At 35.6% G+C, this 15,455-nt stretch carries 15 protein-coding genes and 1 pseudogene; 9 read left to right on the forward strand and 7 right to left on the reverse strand.

Annotated features, from left to right (window positions below):
- Positions 1-47: 47 nt before the first annotated feature.
- Positions 48-1,406: an oxygen-independent coproporphyrinogen III oxidase gene (gene hemN, locus AC13DP_RS11855; protein ID WP_483067870.1), complete on the reverse strand. Its 1,359-nt coding sequence runs from the start codon at positions 1,404-1,406 to the stop codon at positions 48-50.
- A gap of 3 nt (positions 1,407-1,409) precedes the next feature.
- Positions 1,410-1,691: a hypothetical protein gene (locus tag AC13DP_RS11860; RefSeq protein WP_228251055.1), complete on the reverse strand. Its 282-nt coding sequence runs from the start codon at positions 1,689-1,691 to the stop codon at positions 1,410-1,412.
- A 320-nt stretch (positions 1,692-2,011) separates the two neighbouring features.
- Here AC13DP_RS11860 and AC13DP_RS11865 point away from each other — a divergent pair, with 320 nt between their 5' ends.
- The 3 genes from AC13DP_RS11865 to AC13DP_RS11875 all read left to right on the forward strand — a co-directional run bounded on the left by AC13DP_RS11865 (position 2,012) and on the right by AC13DP_RS11875 (position 4,831).
- Positions 2,012-2,680 carry a response regulator transcription factor gene (locus AC13DP_RS11865; protein WP_013071345.1) on the forward strand — a complete coding sequence of 223 codons (669 nt, stop codon included), beginning with the start codon at positions 2,012-2,014 and terminating at the stop codon, positions 2,678-2,680.
- On the forward strand, positions 2,677-4,056 hold the full coding sequence (locus tag AC13DP_RS11870) for a sensor histidine kinase (protein WP_483067871.1): 1,380 nt from the start codon (positions 2,677-2,679) through the stop codon (positions 4,054-4,056). Before AC13DP_RS11865 ends, AC13DP_RS11870 begins: the two co-directional genes overlap by 4 nt.
- Positions 4,057-4,198: 142 nt before the next feature.
- Positions 4,199-4,831, forward strand: coding sequence for an HD domain-containing protein (locus AC13DP_RS11875; protein ID WP_483067872.1), 633 nt, complete (start codon positions 4,199-4,201; stop codon positions 4,829-4,831).
- A gap of 9 nt (positions 4,832-4,840) precedes the next feature.
- Here AC13DP_RS11875 and AC13DP_RS11880 read toward each other — a convergent pair whose 3' ends face one another.
- Positions 4,841-5,794, reverse strand: coding sequence for an ISAon1 family transposase (locus AC13DP_RS11880; RefSeq protein WP_483067900.1), 954 nt, complete (start codon positions 5,792-5,794; stop codon positions 4,841-4,843).
- A gap of 19 nt (positions 5,795-5,813) precedes the next feature.
- Positions 5,814-6,167, reverse strand: a complete 354-nt coding sequence (locus AC13DP_RS11885) for an ISAon1 family transposase N-terminal region protein (RefSeq protein WP_084841021.1) — start codon at positions 6,165-6,167, stop codon at positions 5,814-5,816.
- 96 nt (positions 6,168-6,263) lie between these two features.
- Here AC13DP_RS11885 and AC13DP_RS11890 point away from each other — a divergent pair, with 96 nt between their 5' ends.
- Genes AC13DP_RS11890 through AC13DP_RS11910 form a run of 5 tightly spaced genes read left to right on the forward strand, consistent with a single transcriptional unit; the run spans position 6,264 to position 9,748 of the window.
- Positions 6,264-6,701, forward strand: a complete 438-nt coding sequence (locus AC13DP_RS11890) for a thioredoxin family protein (protein ID WP_013071348.1) — start codon at positions 6,264-6,266, stop codon at positions 6,699-6,701.
- Positions 6,698-7,687, forward strand: a complete 990-nt coding sequence (locus AC13DP_RS11895; protein ID WP_013071349.1) for an FAD:protein FMN transferase — start codon at positions 6,698-6,700, stop codon at positions 7,685-7,687. The genes AC13DP_RS11890 and AC13DP_RS11895 overlap by 4 nt, the downstream gene beginning before the upstream one ends.
- A complete protein-coding gene (locus tag AC13DP_RS11900) occupies positions 7,684-7,896 on the forward strand; it encodes a DUF4266 domain-containing protein (RefSeq protein WP_013071350.1) in 213 nt (70 codons plus the stop codon). The genes AC13DP_RS11895 and AC13DP_RS11900 overlap by 4 nt, the downstream gene beginning before the upstream one ends.
- Positions 7,887-9,227 carry a DUF3570 domain-containing protein gene (locus tag AC13DP_RS11905; RefSeq protein WP_013071351.1) on the forward strand — a complete coding sequence of 447 codons (1,341 nt, stop codon included), beginning with the start codon at positions 7,887-7,889 and terminating at the stop codon, positions 9,225-9,227. Before AC13DP_RS11900 ends, AC13DP_RS11905 begins: the two co-directional genes overlap by 10 nt.
- Before the next feature lie 59 nt (positions 9,228-9,286).
- On the forward strand, positions 9,287-9,748 hold the full coding sequence (locus AC13DP_RS11910) for a heme-binding domain-containing protein (RefSeq protein ID WP_347406705.1): 462 nt from the start codon (positions 9,287-9,289) through the stop codon (positions 9,746-9,748).
- Positions 9,749-9,754: 6 nt separating this feature from the next.
- Here AC13DP_RS11910 and AC13DP_RS11915 read toward each other — a convergent pair.
- A pseudogene (locus tag AC13DP_RS11915) lies at positions 9,755-11,264 on the reverse strand (efflux RND transporter permease subunit); the annotation flags it as partial.
- Between the two features lie 223 nt (positions 11,265-11,487).
- On the opposite strand from AC13DP_RS11915, the gene AC13DP_RS11920 reads away from it, so the two are divergent.
- On the forward strand, positions 11,488-12,636 hold the full coding sequence (locus AC13DP_RS11920) for an MFS transporter (RefSeq protein ID WP_347406706.1): 1,149 nt from the start codon (positions 11,488-11,490) through the stop codon (positions 12,634-12,636).
- 172 nt (positions 12,637-12,808) lie between these two features.
- Here AC13DP_RS11920 and AC13DP_RS11925 read toward each other — a convergent pair whose 3' ends face one another.
- Positions 12,809-12,967 carry a hypothetical protein gene (locus AC13DP_RS11925; protein WP_228251061.1) on the reverse strand — a complete coding sequence of 53 codons (159 nt, stop codon included), beginning with the start codon at positions 12,965-12,967 and terminating at the stop codon, positions 12,809-12,811.
- Positions 12,968-13,071: 104 nt separating this feature from the next.
- Positions 13,072-15,348 carry a serine hydrolase domain-containing protein gene (locus AC13DP_RS11930; protein WP_483067873.1) on the reverse strand — a complete coding sequence of 759 codons (2,277 nt, stop codon included), beginning with the start codon at positions 15,346-15,348 and terminating at the stop codon, positions 13,072-13,074.
- Positions 15,349-15,455 lie beyond the last annotated feature (107 nt).

Here is a 15,455-nt window from a genome sequence, read left to right on the forward strand (position 1 = left end):
GGTTAGGAGCGTTAAAAGAAAACCTCTGGTTTAAAGAAGACAGAATTTTAAATAGTCATGGAAAATAGTTTAGTATCTGGTTTTTTTCGCTGAAGCCTAAGATCGAATGCCATACAAACATTGCGAACAAAAGCTCTTCCTTTTTCTGTAATTTCAATTTTATTATGGAGGATTTTTAATAATCCGTCATCTTGCATCTCAGATAGCTTTATAATTATATCCGGTAATTCTGGAAATTGCATGTTGTTGTCTTCCCAACTTGTCTCCAGTTTGCACATTAGGTTTAGAATATGCTTTCTGATAATTAAATCTTCCGGACTAAGAATATGTCCGCGATAAATAGGAAATATTCCACCCTCAATTAAATTATTGTATTCTTCGATGTTTTTAACATTTTGTCCAAAAGCATACCAGGAATCACCAATTGCTGAAACGCCCAAGCCAACCATCAACTGTGTAGTCGTTGTAGTATATCCCATAAAATTACGATGAATTGTTTTTTGCTTAAGACTTTGCGCTAATTCGTCTTGGGGAAGGGCGAAATGATCCATACCAATCTCTATATACCCCGATTCTAATAAGCGCTTTTTACCAAGTTCAAATTGTGCTCTTTTTTCTTCAGCAGTAGGAAGATCTTCATCCTTAAAACCACGTTGACCGTTACCTTTTATCCACGGCACGTGAGCATAACTATAAAAAGCAATACGCTCTGGTCTTAATTTTTTAGTAAGGTTTATAGTATTTTCTATATCAGCTGTAGTTTGAAAAGGTAATCCGAAAATGATATCGTGGCCTATAGAAGTATAACCCGCTTGTCTGGCAAGAGTGGTTACTTTTTGGACGTTTTCAAAAGGTTGTACGCGATTTATCGCTTTCTGAACTTTGAGATTATAATCCTGCACCCCATAACTAACCCTTGTAAAGCCAAGATTGGCTAATACATCAAGGTGTTTATGACTGGTATTGTTAGGATGGCCTTCAAAACTTAGCTTGGCATTAGCGCGATCCTTAGGATCTTTAAATAATCCTTCAATGAGCAGTTGTAAATTTTCTGAAGAAAAGAACGTAGGAGTACCGCCACCTATATGCAATTCTGAAATCTTTGGTGTTTCTTCAAATAAGGAAACATACAAATCCCATTCTATTAAAAGTGATTTGATATAAGGAATTTCAACAAGGTGATTTTTGGTAATCCTTTTATTGCAGCCGCAAAAGGTACACATACTTTCACAATATGGGAGATGAATGTAGAGGCTTATACCGTTGTGCTTACTTTCTACATAACTTCTTTTTAAACATTCTTTCCACTCTTTTAATGAAAAAGAAGCATCATCCCAATATGGTACGGTTGGATAGCTTGTGTACCTTGGACCGGCTACATTATATTTATTTACCAGTATTTGCATGATTTATATGCTGTTTCCTATAATTAGTAAGGTGTTAATTAAAACACTTGCGGTAAATAAGTGAAAAACCACACTTGGTTTTTGCACAGTTAAAATCGATGCATTATGAGCGCTACAAATAGCAACACTAATAAAAACCAAAAACATTTGTAATGCTGCATGGCCATGCATTAAAGTGGTCATTATTGCGATCCCTCCTAAACTTGTGGAAACGATCATGGCTAAAGCTGAATAGCCTAAGAAATTGTGACTAAATTCTTCGTTTAATTTTGCATAAAGTGTCATAATTCGAGGATTTTTAATTATACAACAAAATTATCCTAGAAGCTCGTCGTAAAATATGATAATTGTCAGTTTCGATTTTTTTTTAAAATTTTTTAAAAGTCTTTTAATACTGAAGCTCTCTTTGAGATTCTAAGTCCTCTTATCTGCTGGTAAAAAGCACTAGGCTTTAGCTTTAAGCCACCTCATAATATAAAATGGCTAAATCTTGAATATTGATTACCTTGTAACAGGTTAGTATTGAAATTTAAAAAACCTAAATTTTAAGCGAATCTTAAGGTAAGACTAAAGTCATTTTAAAGGATTAATAGCAAATTTGTACTATGAGAATTCTAATAGTAGAGGACGAAACAGGTATTTCTGGATTTCTAAAGCAGGGCTTAGAAGAAGAATCTTTTGCCGTAGATATTGCTGATAATGGCAAAAAAGGGCTAGAATTGGCGCTTACCGGAAAGTACGATCTCTTGCTGTTAGATTGGATGCTTCCTGGCCTAAGCGGTATAGAAATATGCCGGCAATTTAGAAAAGAAGATAAAGAAACCCCTGTACTTTTTTTGACGGCTAAGGACACCGTAGACGAAACCATATTTGGTTTACAAAGTGGAGCGAACGATTATATAAAAAAACCTTTCCATTTTGAAGAATTACTAGAAAGAATTAAGGTGCAACTGCGCCCAAAATCTGGAGAGCACGCTATCTTTTCTTTAGGACCGATAGAATTGAATACAGGTACTCATCAGGCATTTAAAAACGGAAAAGAAGTTAATCTTACCCTTAAGGAATTTGCATTGCTGGAATACTTAATTCGTAATAAAGAAAGGGTATGTACACGTACCAAGATTATAGAAAAAGTTTGGGATATCAATTTTAGCTATAACACTGGGGTAATAGATGTGTACATTAATGCATTACGTCGTAAACTAGATTTGGATCAAGATGAAAATTATATTCAAACAGTTAGGGGAGTTGGCTACATTGCTAAAGAATCATGAAGCTAAGTTTTAAAGATCGTATTGCTATTTATTATATGCTGGCTACTGCGCTTATTGTGGCTTTTGCTTTTTTAGTGGTTTTTATTTTGGTAAAGCAAACTGTTTACCAACAATTAGACAGTGATCTCCATTACGAAGCGACCATACACTTACAGGAAACCACTTTAGAAAATGGAAGGCCTGTTTTTTGGGATAAAGAAGAATGGGAAGAACGAGAGCATAGGGAGGTGCAAATAAATCCTGTCTTTGTTCAGGTGATGGATAGTACGGGCACAGTCGTAACCGATAAGTCACCAAATCTTAAAAAAGATCAATTATCATTTTTTCAAAATAAAGAAGATAATGAGCATTTTAATGCTTATTTAAAAAACGAACTTATTCGTCAAATCCAGGTGCCGGTAAAGATGAATGGTAAAGTTTATGGATATATCATTACAGCTATGTCTTTTGAAGCTTCTCAAGATGTAATTGTGCGGCTGGCCTGGATACTGATCTTATGTTACCCGCTTATTTTGATAGTTCTATTTTTTATATCAAGGTTCCTGGCAGGACGAAGTATTAAACCTATTCAGGAAATTACGCAAACAACCAATCGTATAAGTAGAGATCACCTTAATGAACGTGTAAAATTTCCCGATAATAAGGATGAACTTTACGATTTATCCCTTTCGATAAATAGCTTATTAGATCGTGTAGAGCAGGCTATCGAAAGAGAACGCCAGTTTACCAGTGATGCTTCTCACGAATTAAGGACGCCCATTTCTTCAATTAGGGGAACTCTGGAAGTTTTGATAAGAAAAGAGCGCACTCGTGAAGACTATGAAGATAAGATTAATTATAGTCTAGGTGAAATTGATAGGATGAGCATTATAATTGAGCAATTATTATTTTTAGCTAGAAATGACGATGGCCATCGCCTTCTTGATAATAGCAGGCAAACAGAAATCATATCTCTTATCGATGAGGTGATTAATGAATATACTGTAAAACTAAGGAGAAAGAATATTCAGCTTGTCTTTAATGCTGAAGGAATTAAAAATTTCCAGATACATGCCTATTATGGATACGCTATCTTAAATAATGTTTTAGAAAACGCTATTAAGTATGCCTATGCAGATTCTACCATAACCATCGATTTAAAGATGAAAAATTCCAGACCGGTTGTAAAGATAATTGATGAAGGAATTGGGATTAAAGAAGATGACATCAGTAAGATTTTTAATCCATTTTTTAGATCTGAAGGTTTAGAGCATAAACATATAAAAGGTACCGGTTTAGGACTTTCTATTGTACAAAAAGCAGCGCAGGCTATTGGCGCTAGAATAGAGGTAGATAGCATCAAATATAAAGGAACTACTTTCACTATCCATTTTTAAGCGAATCTTAAGAAAAGACTTAGTTTATCTTTAGGTATACCATTTACTTTTATACTAATTAAAAGCCTTGGGCGGAAACGCTCCATAAAGGATTAGAATAAGAATTATGATATAGAATTACTTCAACTAATTTTTTTGATATATGTTGATTGATGAAGTAAAATCATATTGTGAAGAATTACTTTCTTCACAATCTTGTAAAGAAATGTCTTTTCATAATCTGGAACATACGCGAGACGTTGTGGCCAACATTAAAACCATTGGTAAATCAATGGGGCTTTCTGCATCGTTTATGGAGCCAGTGATCATTGCAGGATGGTTTCACGATACCGGATTTTTAAAATCATATAAAGAGCATGAAAAATATAGTGCGGTATTCGCTTACCAATTTCTGTCTGCTAAAGACTGGCCTATAGAAAAGATTAAAATAGTAACAAATTGTATTCAGTCTACTCATATGCCACAGGAACCATGCTGTTTGGAAGCCGAGGTGCTTTGCGATGCTGATATTTTTCATTTGGGAACTTCAAAATTTATTAGTCGTAATCAATTACTAAGAAAAGAGTGGGAGGAAAAGCTTCAGCAGCAATATTGTGAAGAAAGTTGGCTTCAGCTTAATATTCAATTTTTAAGTCAACAGCATTTTTTTACCCGCTACGGTAGAACAATATTGGCACAGGGGAAATGCCAAAACATCAATTTCTTAAAAAACAAATTAATAAAAATCACAAAGTCGGCATCAGCTAAAATGAAGGCCAATTGGGATCAAGCCTAAATGTTGTGTTTACGCAAAAATTGTGGTTAATCTGTAGAGGAAGAATTCTATATTTTTCACTCCTCTAAACTGAGCTCTAAATGCTTTTATTTTTGCATTAAAGGATTCTGCTGATGCATTTGTACTTCGGTTGATAAAGTAGTTTAGAATAGACCTGTAGTTAATGGTTATGGTATTGGCAATAGTATTAAATGCCTTAAAACCCGTATGCTCTACATCCTTGTACCAGTGGGCTAGTTTTGTATATGCCCCTTCTTTTGATTTAGCATTGTTAAATATATTTCTAAGCCTTTGTGTAAGCTTAAATGCCAACTTTATATCGGGGTATTGCCCGAAGAGTATTTTGCTGCGTTGGAGCTGGTTCTCTGTCCAATTGGAAGGTGCTTTATAGAGCAGGTACCGGCTACGCGCCAATAATTGTTTTCTGGTGTCCCCATTTGCAAAGATTTCTGGACTACAACTTTTCTGTTTTAACCTGGCCTGTTTGATTTGTTCGTTCTCCAGATCTATCGCCTCCCATCGGTGCTTGATCCTAATATCCTGTAGGGCTTCAAAGGCAAGTTTTTGGACATGGAAGCGATCGGTGACCTGTACAGCCTTAGGGAAGCATTTCCTGGCAATGTTTTTCATGGACTTGGCCATATCTAGGGTGATCTCCTTGACTTGTGCTGGTTTTGAAGCTGGTATTTTAAGGAGTTGTTCTATAATGGGTTCTACCTTGGTTCCCGAGAAAATAGCTACAATACTGCCCTTTTTCCCCTTAGCTCCTTTATTGGTGATGATGGTATAAAGTTCTCCTTTGGAGAGTGCAGTCTCATCTATAGAGAGCTTAGAGCTTATGTTTTTGGGGAAAATGAGCCATTCTTTGGAATGAGGTTTTTGATCCCACTCTTTAAAATCGCTTAAATAATCTTTATACTGGCGCTGGAGCTTCTTTCCGTTTACTCCGTAAAAAGCCCCGATGGTATGACAGTCAGAGGCTTTAGTACTGACTAAGTCCTTTTAAAAAAGCAGCGAACTCGGTGGTCATTCGGGTTCCCTGTGCTACTAAGTTCCAGTCACGCTGTACAACTTCTTTATCTTGTTTACCCAGCCAGCGACGGCGTTTTATATGCAGGAATACTTTTTTACCTCGTACAGGAAAATCCTGGATTGTTATTTCCTTATGAAACCCGTGTGCTATGACTAGTTTAGAGGAGAACTCTTTAGGAATATCAGGCTTCTCTTCAAAATCCAGGTGTAATAAATCCCCTTCTGTTTGATGTCCGGTTAGATCAAAATGGGTGATTAATAATTCTGGTAATAATATCTTGAGTAGGTCTATATATGGATCCAATGCTTCCTGTTTAGAAAACAAAAATCTAATTAATATTTCAATTCGCACACAACTTTTGAGAATGATCCCCAATTGTGCATAACAACAAAATTAAAAATGAAAAAAATACTGCTTATCCTTATTTGCGTTTTTTCAACTCAATTTTTATTAGCTCAGGATTGGAAAACCGATTTTGCCGCAGCAAAAAAAGAAGCGGCTAAAGAAGATAAACCTATTATTCTTGTTTTTCAGGGATCGGATTGGTGTGCGCCTTGTATAAAGTTAGATAAAGAAATTTGGAGCACAGAAGAATTTAAAGACTATGCCCAGAAACACTACGTAATGTTAAAAGCCGATTTTCCGCGGAAAAATAAAAATGCGCTTTCACCAGAACAACAAGAAAAGAACAATAAACTAGCTGAAGTTTACAATTCTAATGGCTATTTCCCATTTGTAGTGGTTTTGGATAAATCTGGTAAAGTTTTGGGACAGGCAGGCTATCAAAAAATTGAAGTAAAACAATATATAGCCATGCTTGATAAGTTTGCGAAATGATGAAAAAAGCAGGATCTTTTTTAATGCTTTTAATATTGTTCGCTGTAGAGGTAAATGCGCAGCAAACCCTGAAGCGAACCCTAAAACTTATGGGCAGTCGCTTTGATATTACCGTGGTCGCTAAAGATAGCACAGCGGCGAACAGCGATATCAATATGGCCGTTGCTGAAATTACGCGTATAGAAAAGCGAATTTCATCCTGGGATCCAAATTCAGAGACTTCTTTAGTCAATACCAATGCAGGCATAAAACCCGTAAAAGTTAGTCAGGAGCTTTTTGATCTTATAAAAAGAGCGATAGGGATATCAAAACTTACCGATGGAGCTTTTGATATTACTTACGCATCCATGGATAAAATTTGGAAGTTTGATGGCAGTATGACTAGGATGCCTGCTGAAGAAGATATTAAAAGTTCAGTTTCAAAAGTAGGTTATCAAAATATTATTTTAAATGAAGCTGAACATACCGTATTTCTGAAATTACCCGGAATGAAAATTGGCTTTGGAGCAATTGGGAAAGGCTATGCAGCAGATAGAGCCAAAGATTTACTGCAAAGTAAAGGTGTAATTGCGGGTATTATTAATGCTTCGGGAGATATGAATACCTGGGGTAAACAGGTAAATGGTGAAGATTGGAAGGTTGCCATTACCAATCCTATGGATAAAAACAAAGCTTTTGCTTTGCTGCCTATTAAAAATGAAGCGGTAGTAACTTCTGGAGATTATGAGAAGTTTGTAGAGTTTAACGGAACTCGATATGCACATATTATCAATCCAAGAACCGGCTATCCGGCTACCGGAATTATTAGTGTGACGGTTTTTGCTCCTAAAGCCGAATTGGCCGATGCTCTGGCCACCTCGGTATTTGTAATGGGAAAAGAAGTAGGGTTAAATAGAATTAACCAGTTACCTAAAGTAGAATGTATAATTATTGATGTTGAAGGAAATATTCATACTTCAGATCATATTGAAATAGCGACTAAATGATTAAAAAAGTAGTAATACTGGCGTTAATAGCTTGCAGTACTGTTTCATGTTCGGCAATTAAGGAATATGAAAAAGTGTATATAAATGATCCCGATATGGTTTTGGGAGCAAAGAAAGTAGATCGGTTTCAAACAAATTTTCATTCGTACAGGGAAGCAGCTTCTGGTGCAAATGGAGGCAAAACTGGTGGAGGATGCGGATGCAATTAAAATATCAATATAGTATTGTAGCGATTTTGGGCATTTTAAATGTCAATTTTTTAATAGCTCAGCAAGAGCAATCTTCTTCTGGTGAGGTTGATGGCTACAAAAAAAGGGTTTTAGAAAATACCGAAATCGACTTTCTAAGCAGTTATTATTCTCAGGATGGAAATAATGCAGCCGTATCTGGTGGTACGGGAACAGAAGAGCTTACCGATTTTACGCCAACCATCGTGGTATCTATTCCGTTAAATGTAGATGATGTTTTGACGATAGATGCAGGTGTTTCAGCATATACTTCGGCGTCTTCCAGTAATATCAATCCTTTTGATGGTGCTGGGCAGGCAGATCCTTTCACAGCATCCTCTGGAGCGTCTCGTGGTGATACCTGGGCAAATATTAACGGTACCTATAGCCATAGTTCAGACGATCGTAATACGATCTGGACGGCAGATGCATCTTTGGCCAGTGAATATGATTATTTTTCAATAGGTTTTGGTGGAAGTTTTACAAAGTTATTTAATGAAAAAAATACGGAACTTACCCTACACACCAAAATCTATCTAGATACCTGGAAGCCTATTTATCCTATAGAATTAAGGCCTTTTGGAGAAAGCGGAGCTGGTTTAAATGATGGCTTATTTCAGCAAAATTCGATTACCGGCAATCCTAACTACAATCCTAAATTTACTGAATTTACTGATAAAGGGCGAAATTCGTATACTTTGGGATTAAATTTTTCCCAGATTCTTAGTGAGCGATTGCAAGGATCACTGGCGTTGGATGTGGTGAGCCAAAACGGACTTTTATCGACGCCTTTTCAGCGGGTATATTTTGCAGATGTTGCGGATTCATTTATTCAGAATTTTCAGTTGGCGGATGCTATAGAGCAATTACCCGATACAAGACTTAAAATTGCAGTTGGCGGTCGCTTAAATTATTATCTAAACGAAACTTTTGTACTGCGTGGTTATTATCGTTATTATAGTGATGATTGGGGAATACAATCGCATACGGCAAGTATAGAAATGCCCATAAAACTGGGTAGTAAATTTACACTTTACCCATCGTATAGATATTATACTCAAACTGCTGCAGATTATTTTGCCGGTTACGAGATGCATCGTTCTAACCAGCAATACTATACATCTGATTATGACCTTTCAAAATTCCATGCAAATCAGTTTGGGTTTGGTGTAAATTACACCGATATATTTACCAATTTCAATATCTGGAGTTTGCATTTAAAGAGTATCGATCTTAGATATCTTTATTACAAAAGGAATTCGGGGTTAAACTCAGGATTGGTATCTTTTGGAGTTAACTTTATAATTCCGTAGTATTTTTTAGAAAACTATCTCAAATTCAACTGTAATATGCTCACTAAAACCAATTAAAAATGTCTCGTAAAAAGAAATTTTCAAGTATACTTTTAATAACTATGGTACTGGTTGTCGTAGTACTTCAGTTTTTTAGACCGTCAAAAAATATTTCCGAAGAAATATCGAATAATGATATTTTAAAAGCTGAAGATTTACCAAGAGAGGTCTCCAGAATTTTGGTGACTTCCTGTTATGATTGCCATTCTAATAATACTAATTATCCCTGGTATAGTGAAATTACGCCTGTAAATTTCTTTTTAGATAATCATGTGAAGGATGGGAAAAGGCATCTCAATTTTTCGGAATGGGCCAAATTATCTGCTGAAAAAAAAGCGCATAAAGTTGAAGAAATAGGGGAAGAGATTGAAAATAATAAAATGCCATTAGATTCTTATGTTTGGTTGCATAAGGAGGCCAAGCTTACTGAAGCACAAAAACAACTTCTATTAGATTGGGTAAAAAATTACCAGCCTAAATAGCTAATAGAATAAAGATGCTGCAACAGGGACATAGGTTAAACATAAAATGATTGCCCCGATAATTGCGAAACTAAAGGCCAGGGCCATTGGTCTAAACATTTTACCTTCGACATTGGTAAGGGAAAGAATAGGCAGGAATACAATCAGAATAATTACTTGTCCAAAAATGGCAGACCCCATCATTTTAGAAGCGCTTACAAAAGTAGCCTGATCGTTTAGATTACGAATTTCTTCTTTATTTAGCTGGTTGTATTTTCTAAAGCGCTGTGTAATTTCGAAAGCACAATATTCTACGATAATTACGGCACCATCTATGATAATTCCAAAATCAATTGCGCCTAAACTCATGAGGTTAGCATCAATTTTAAAAATATACATCATAGTAAGTGTAAATAAAAGACAAAGTGGAATTACGGAGGCAACGATAATTCCAGAGCGAATATCTCCCAGAATTAGTACCACTACAAAAATCACGATGATAAATCCTAAAACCAGATTTTCGGTAATTTTAAACGTAGTTTTACTTATAAGTTCACTTCGATCTAAAAAAGGATTAATTTTAACCCCTTCGGGTAAATTAGATTGGATTTCTGCCACCCGTTCTTTAACCGAATTGATCACCTTTTGTGAGTTAGCGCCTTTTAACATCATTATTTGGCCCAATACTTTTTCGCCTTCATCATTCCCGGTAATTGCACCGTATCTGGGTGCATGCCCAAAGTCTACCTGTGCAATGTCCTTTATATAAATTGGCTTATCACCTTTAATGCTAACTACGGTATTTCTAATCTTATCTAAGGAATCGATTTTACCATCTCCACGAATAAATAAGACCTGATCGTTTTTCTCGATATATCCACCTCCAGAAATACTATTATCAGCCTGTAGGGCCGTTAGAATATCTGAAATTTTGATATTTAAAGCGCTAAGTTTGGCCGAATTTATAGCAACTTCATACTGCTTTAAATAACCACCCCAGGTATTAATTTCAACAACTCCGTCGATACCCGAAAGTTCTCTTTTTACAATCCAATCCTGAATGCTCCTTAATTGGGTAGCATCATATTGATCTTCATACCCGGGTTCGGTTTCTAACATATACTGATAAATTTTCACCAAGACCAGTCATTATAGGAGAGCCAATGTCTTTAGGAATACTTTCTTTAGCCGCATTAATTTTTTCTGAAATAAGTTGGCGTGGTAAGTAGGTGCCTAAAGATTCGTTGAAGACGATCGTAACAACTGAAAGTCCGAATTTAGAAACCGATCGAATTTCTTTCACTCCCGGCAAATTGGCTATTTCTAGCTCTATGGGATACGTGATATATCGCTCCATATCCTGTGTAGATAGATTTTGAGAAGTGGTGATAACCTGAACCTGATTATTGGTAATATCTGGCACTGCCCCAATAGGAATATTATTCAGTGAGTACATTCCCACCCCTATGAGAATTGCGGTAAATATTCCAACAAGAATCTTATTTTTTAAACTGAACCTAATAATCTTCTGAAGCATTTTCTAAATAAATTTAAGAGCAATTTGCATTTTTGCTCTTAGTAATCACTAAGGCAATACTTAATATTCGCTTAAAAAAATGTTCATTTTTAGGGAACTAGCTGTTTCAAAGCGACTTTATTAATCGATAATTCAAATAAGCTTCTTTTGTAAGCATTAAAGCCATTTTATGTGAAGTCTATGTTATAGTAATTCCTGATATTTGTTTTTTTTAGTTTTAATAATGGAAGCAAGACATCGACATCGTATCGCCTTAAGTATCTGTTTTTTTGTTAGTGGAATTTCATTTTCTACCTGGGCCTCCAGGATTCCATCTGTTAAAGAATTATACAATCTTAGTGAAGCCGAATTGGGAAGCTTGCTTTTAGTGATGCCTTTTGGTAATATCGTAGGTTTACCAATTTCGGGATGGCTGGTATCAAAATTCGATAGCCGTAGCCCCCTTTTTGCCGGGATTATTCTTATTTCTTTGTCTTTAGCCGGTATCGGATGGTCTTCCAGTATTTACAGTTTAATGATAAGCATGTTCTTTTTTGCATTTGCGATGCGAATAATGAATATTGCTATGAATACTCAGTCCATAAGTTTACAAAAATCTTTTCTCCGTAAGATTATTGGTTCTTTTCATGCAGCATGGAGTTGTGGTGGTATTATAGGGGTAGCGTTATCTACTTTTATGGTAAAGTTTGGCATAGATATGCCGATACATCTTAGTATTGTTGGCGTTGTAAGTTTGGTATGTATAGGGAGTAGTTTTAATTTTTTACTTAGCGGAGACAAAACAACGGGTGGCAGTAAACTTAAATTAGGCAAACCAGATGGCTATATTTTTATTTTAGGACTAATGGTGTTTTTCGCTGCCTTATGTGAAGGGGGGATGTTTGATTGGAGCGGAGTTTATTTTAAAGAAGTGGTAGGCGAAGAAATTTTTACTCTAGGTTATTTAACCTTTATGGTTTTTATGGCACTTTCAAGGTTTTTCTCTGATTTGATAGTTGAAAAAATTGGAATGCCAAAAACCTATATCGTTAGTTCTTTAATGGTGGTCTGTGGTGTTTTAACTGTTGTTTTATTTCCATATTTCTGGCCTGCTTTAATAGGGTTTAGTGTGGTTGGTTTAGGAATAGCAGCTGTCATGCCAATGACGATGGGATTGGCTGGGGAATCGCCAAAATACAGTCCTGGGATGGCCATTTCTATAGTAACCACATATAGTGTAACGGGAATGTTACTTGGCCCTCCATTGGTAGGATATTTAGCTGAATTATTTGGATTAAAAATTGCTTTTTTACTCTTCTTAGTTGCCGGATTAATGCTTTATCCTATTTCAAGAAGATTTTTTAAAAGACAGGAAAAACTTCCAAATTGTTAATCATGGTTAACAATTTTAGCTTTGATAACGGCCGGAGTAATAGAAGTTTTTTCATGTAAAAAGCTTTTACGCTTTTCATCTTTAAAATTAAAAAACATAAGAAGCAGGTAGAGCAAAAGCAGAAAGCAAAGACTTAAGATTGAGATATTCTTTTTTAAGAAAGCCCTCATGCCTAGTCATTTGTTTCTATAAAATAAGCTTTACCGTCATTGTAACCTTCTATAAAAGCTTCTGAATTTTCATTCCAGTCTAATACGACGTTTAGCATGAAATAGCAGAAAAATCCGAACAATAGAAATTTAAGGTCTCTTTTGGTGATCTTTTGCATCATTGGTTGGTTATAGGTTGTTTAAATCAATAGGATTATAAATTTAAAGTATTTTTAACAACTTAAAAAAGGGGATTATTCCCCTTTTTAAGTTGTTAATCACTAATCTAGTATTCTTGTTTTTGCATTAGAAACTCTTCATTCATTTTATCGAATCGTACTCCGCTGGTTCTGCCATTATCCACTTCAAATCCTATAATTTTATCTTTACTGTTTCGTATAAATTTTATGGCCTGAACAGGAAAACCTGTGGCAAAGCTATCTTCGGTGGTATATTCTAATTTCAAATTTTCGGGAAATAGAAAGCTGGAAATTTCTAATTGATCGTTTTTTAAATTGATGTGGTAAACGGTTTCAATTTCAGTACTGTAAAAATTTCCTTTGAAATTTTTTAGGTCTACATTTTCCGAAGTTTTTATTTTTTTGGCTTTATGTAGTCCGTTTTGGATTAAGGTTAATGAATCTGCCGTTCCATTCTCATTTAGATGAAATTTAACCCTAGCGTTAACTCCTTTTATTTTGAATAGTGAGTCCGATTCGGCCACAAGGTCAAATTCCGGTTGCCCGGTAGCCTGAGCATAAATTCGATCTTCATCTTTCATAAAAGTCATTACGAAGGTTTTCATTTCTTCTAAAGCATATTTGCCCAAAAGTTTATCGAATTTTGAGGTTTCGTAGACAAAATCTTCTGAGTTTTTATCTGAAGAGATCTTGGTTGCGGTATGAATACCATTTTGCATCAACGTTAAACTATTAGCAGTACCATCTTCATTCAGGTTAAATTTCACACGTGCTTCTATACCTTTAATTTTAAAAACCGAATCAGATTCGGCAATAAGATCTATTTCAGGCTGTCCGGTAGCCTGGGTATAAATTCGGTCACCTTCCTTCATAAAACTCAGGATAAAATCGGGAGATTCATCTAGGGCATACTCACCTAATAGTTTTTCAAACTTTGCAATGTTATATTCACCTTCTTTTAAAGTCTTGGCATCATTAAACTCATTTTCAAAATAAATATCGGCTATTTTATTAGCTATTCCTGCACTGTTGAAAGATGCATTATTACTTTCAGTAATTACAGCAGCATCAAATTCAGGGAAATACATAAGCATAGACCGGTGCGCAGCATCAGCGCCACCGTGATGAATTCTGGTTTTGTTATGGTATTTATCGATGGAAAGTCCAAATCCATAATCCAATGTATCCCCATCTTTTAATACAAATGCTGTGGTCATGGTCTTATAAATTTCTTCACCCCCCAATTGATGAGACTTGAAATTTTGGATCCAATTTTTTAAATCTGGTAGTGTGGTATAAATTCCGCCCGCACCACGAGAATATTGTAAATCTTCAACTTCTACATATTTACCAGAGTCTCCAATTTTATAACCAGCGGCTCGATTTGGAATAATTTCGTCATTAGAAGCTCTAACACGAGTATCCTTCATATTTAAAGGTTCAAAGATATTTTCTTTCATCCATTGTGGAAAAGGGGTATCGGTAACTCGCTCTACTACCAGGCTAAGTAAAATAAACCCGGTATTGTTATAATTGAATTTTGTTCCCGGTTCGTTTTGTAATTTTGGTTGATTTTGGATGCTTCTAATAATTTGTTCTTCACTAATTGGGAGGGTAAGATCACTCCCGGTAAGGCTAAAAAGATTTAAAAATTCACGATATCCGTTGGTATGGGTTAAGAAGTTACGCAGCGTCACTTTCTGTTCAAATTCGGGTAATTCAGGGATATATTTTCGAATATCATCATCAATATTTAATTTCCCCTGCTGCTGCAACAACATAATAGCCATGGCGGTAAATTGCTTAGAAGTAGATCCTATGTTTGTTGGCGTTGAGGTTTTAAACGGAATCTCATAGCTAAGATTCGACATCCCGTAGGCTTTTTCTAAAAGTGTTTTACCATCTTTCAATACCAAAACTTCGGCTCCCGGAACATCACCGGAATAGCCTATAAGTAATTGATCTACTTTTCCCTCTGGTGTTTTGGCCAGAGGCTCGGCTGTTAAGATCTCTATGCTAAAAGCACCAGAATCTTTTTTAAAAGGAGCTACTTCCAAACGATAATCGCCTTTTTTATTGGTGGTAAAACTGAAGAAGTCCGGGCCTTTTCCGGTTTCGTCAAATTCTTCTAACAATTTATTTTCTTCAGAATATAGTTTAATAATACCGTCAACACTGTTTTGGTCGATTTTACCGTAAACAAAGTAAGCAGAATCCAACGCTATCGTAAAGGATTTAGAATCTTCTGAAGTTTCTAATTGTGCTGAGATTGGTTGATTTAGCTTTAAATTTTGACTTTGCGCAGGTAGGAGTGTAGCTTTTAGTAAAATAAATGCAAAGCATAATAACTGTCGTTTTTTCATGATTGATGGTTTAAGTAAGACCGCATTGGCCATTTATTAATCCCTCGTTGATTGGGTAACTCATCGAGGTTTTTAAAGAGATGTATACCTATACGACGACCAATATT

It is taken from the genome of Zunongwangia sp. L-65 (assembly GCF_056859415.1).

What these genes read in the sequence shown, in the direction of transcription:
- AC13DP_RS11890 (WP_013071348.1), top strand. Translation starts at nt 6,264, where the DNA reads ATGAAAAAAATACTGCTTATCCTTATTTGCGTTTTTTCAACTCAATTT.
- AC13DP_RS11930 (WP_483067873.1), bottom strand. Translation starts at nt 15,348, where the DNA reads ATGAAAAAACGACAGTTATTATGCTTTGCATTTATTTTACTAAAAGCT.
- AC13DP_RS11900 (WP_013071350.1), top strand. Translation starts at nt 7,684, where the DNA reads ATGATTAAAAAAGTAGTAATACTGGCGTTAATAGCTTGCAGTACTGTT.
- AC13DP_RS11895 (WP_013071349.1), top strand. Translation starts at nt 6,698, where the DNA reads ATGATGAAAAAAGCAGGATCTTTTTTAATGCTTTTAATATTGTTCGCT.
- AC13DP_RS11910 (WP_347406705.1), top strand. Translation starts at nt 9,287, where the DNA reads ATGTCTCGTAAAAAGAAATTTTCAAGTATACTTTTAATAACTATGGTA.
- AC13DP_RS11905 (WP_013071351.1), top strand. Translation starts at nt 7,887, where the DNA reads ATGCAATTAAAATATCAATATAGTATTGTAGCGATTTTGGGCATTTTA.
- AC13DP_RS11860 (WP_228251055.1), bottom strand. Translation starts at nt 1,691, where the DNA reads ATGACACTTTATGCAAAATTAAACGAAGAATTTAGTCACAATTTCTTA.
- hemN (WP_483067870.1), bottom strand. Translation starts at nt 1,406, where the DNA reads ATGCAAATACTGGTAAATAAATATAATGTAGCCGGTCCAAGGTACACA.
- AC13DP_RS11875 (WP_483067872.1), top strand. Translation starts at nt 4,199, where the DNA reads ATGTTGATTGATGAAGTAAAATCATATTGTGAAGAATTACTTTCTTCA.
- AC13DP_RS11865 (WP_013071345.1), top strand. Translation starts at nt 2,012, where the DNA reads ATGAGAATTCTAATAGTAGAGGACGAAACAGGTATTTCTGGATTTCTA.
- AC13DP_RS11920 (WP_347406706.1), top strand. Translation starts at nt 11,488, where the DNA reads ATGGAAGCAAGACATCGACATCGTATCGCCTTAAGTATCTGTTTTTTT.
- AC13DP_RS11925 (WP_228251061.1), bottom strand. Translation starts at nt 12,967, where the DNA reads ATGATGCAAAAGATCACCAAAAGAGACCTTAAATTTCTATTGTTCGGA.
- AC13DP_RS11870 (WP_483067871.1), top strand. Translation starts at nt 2,677, where the DNA reads ATGAAGCTAAGTTTTAAAGATCGTATTGCTATTTATTATATGCTGGCT.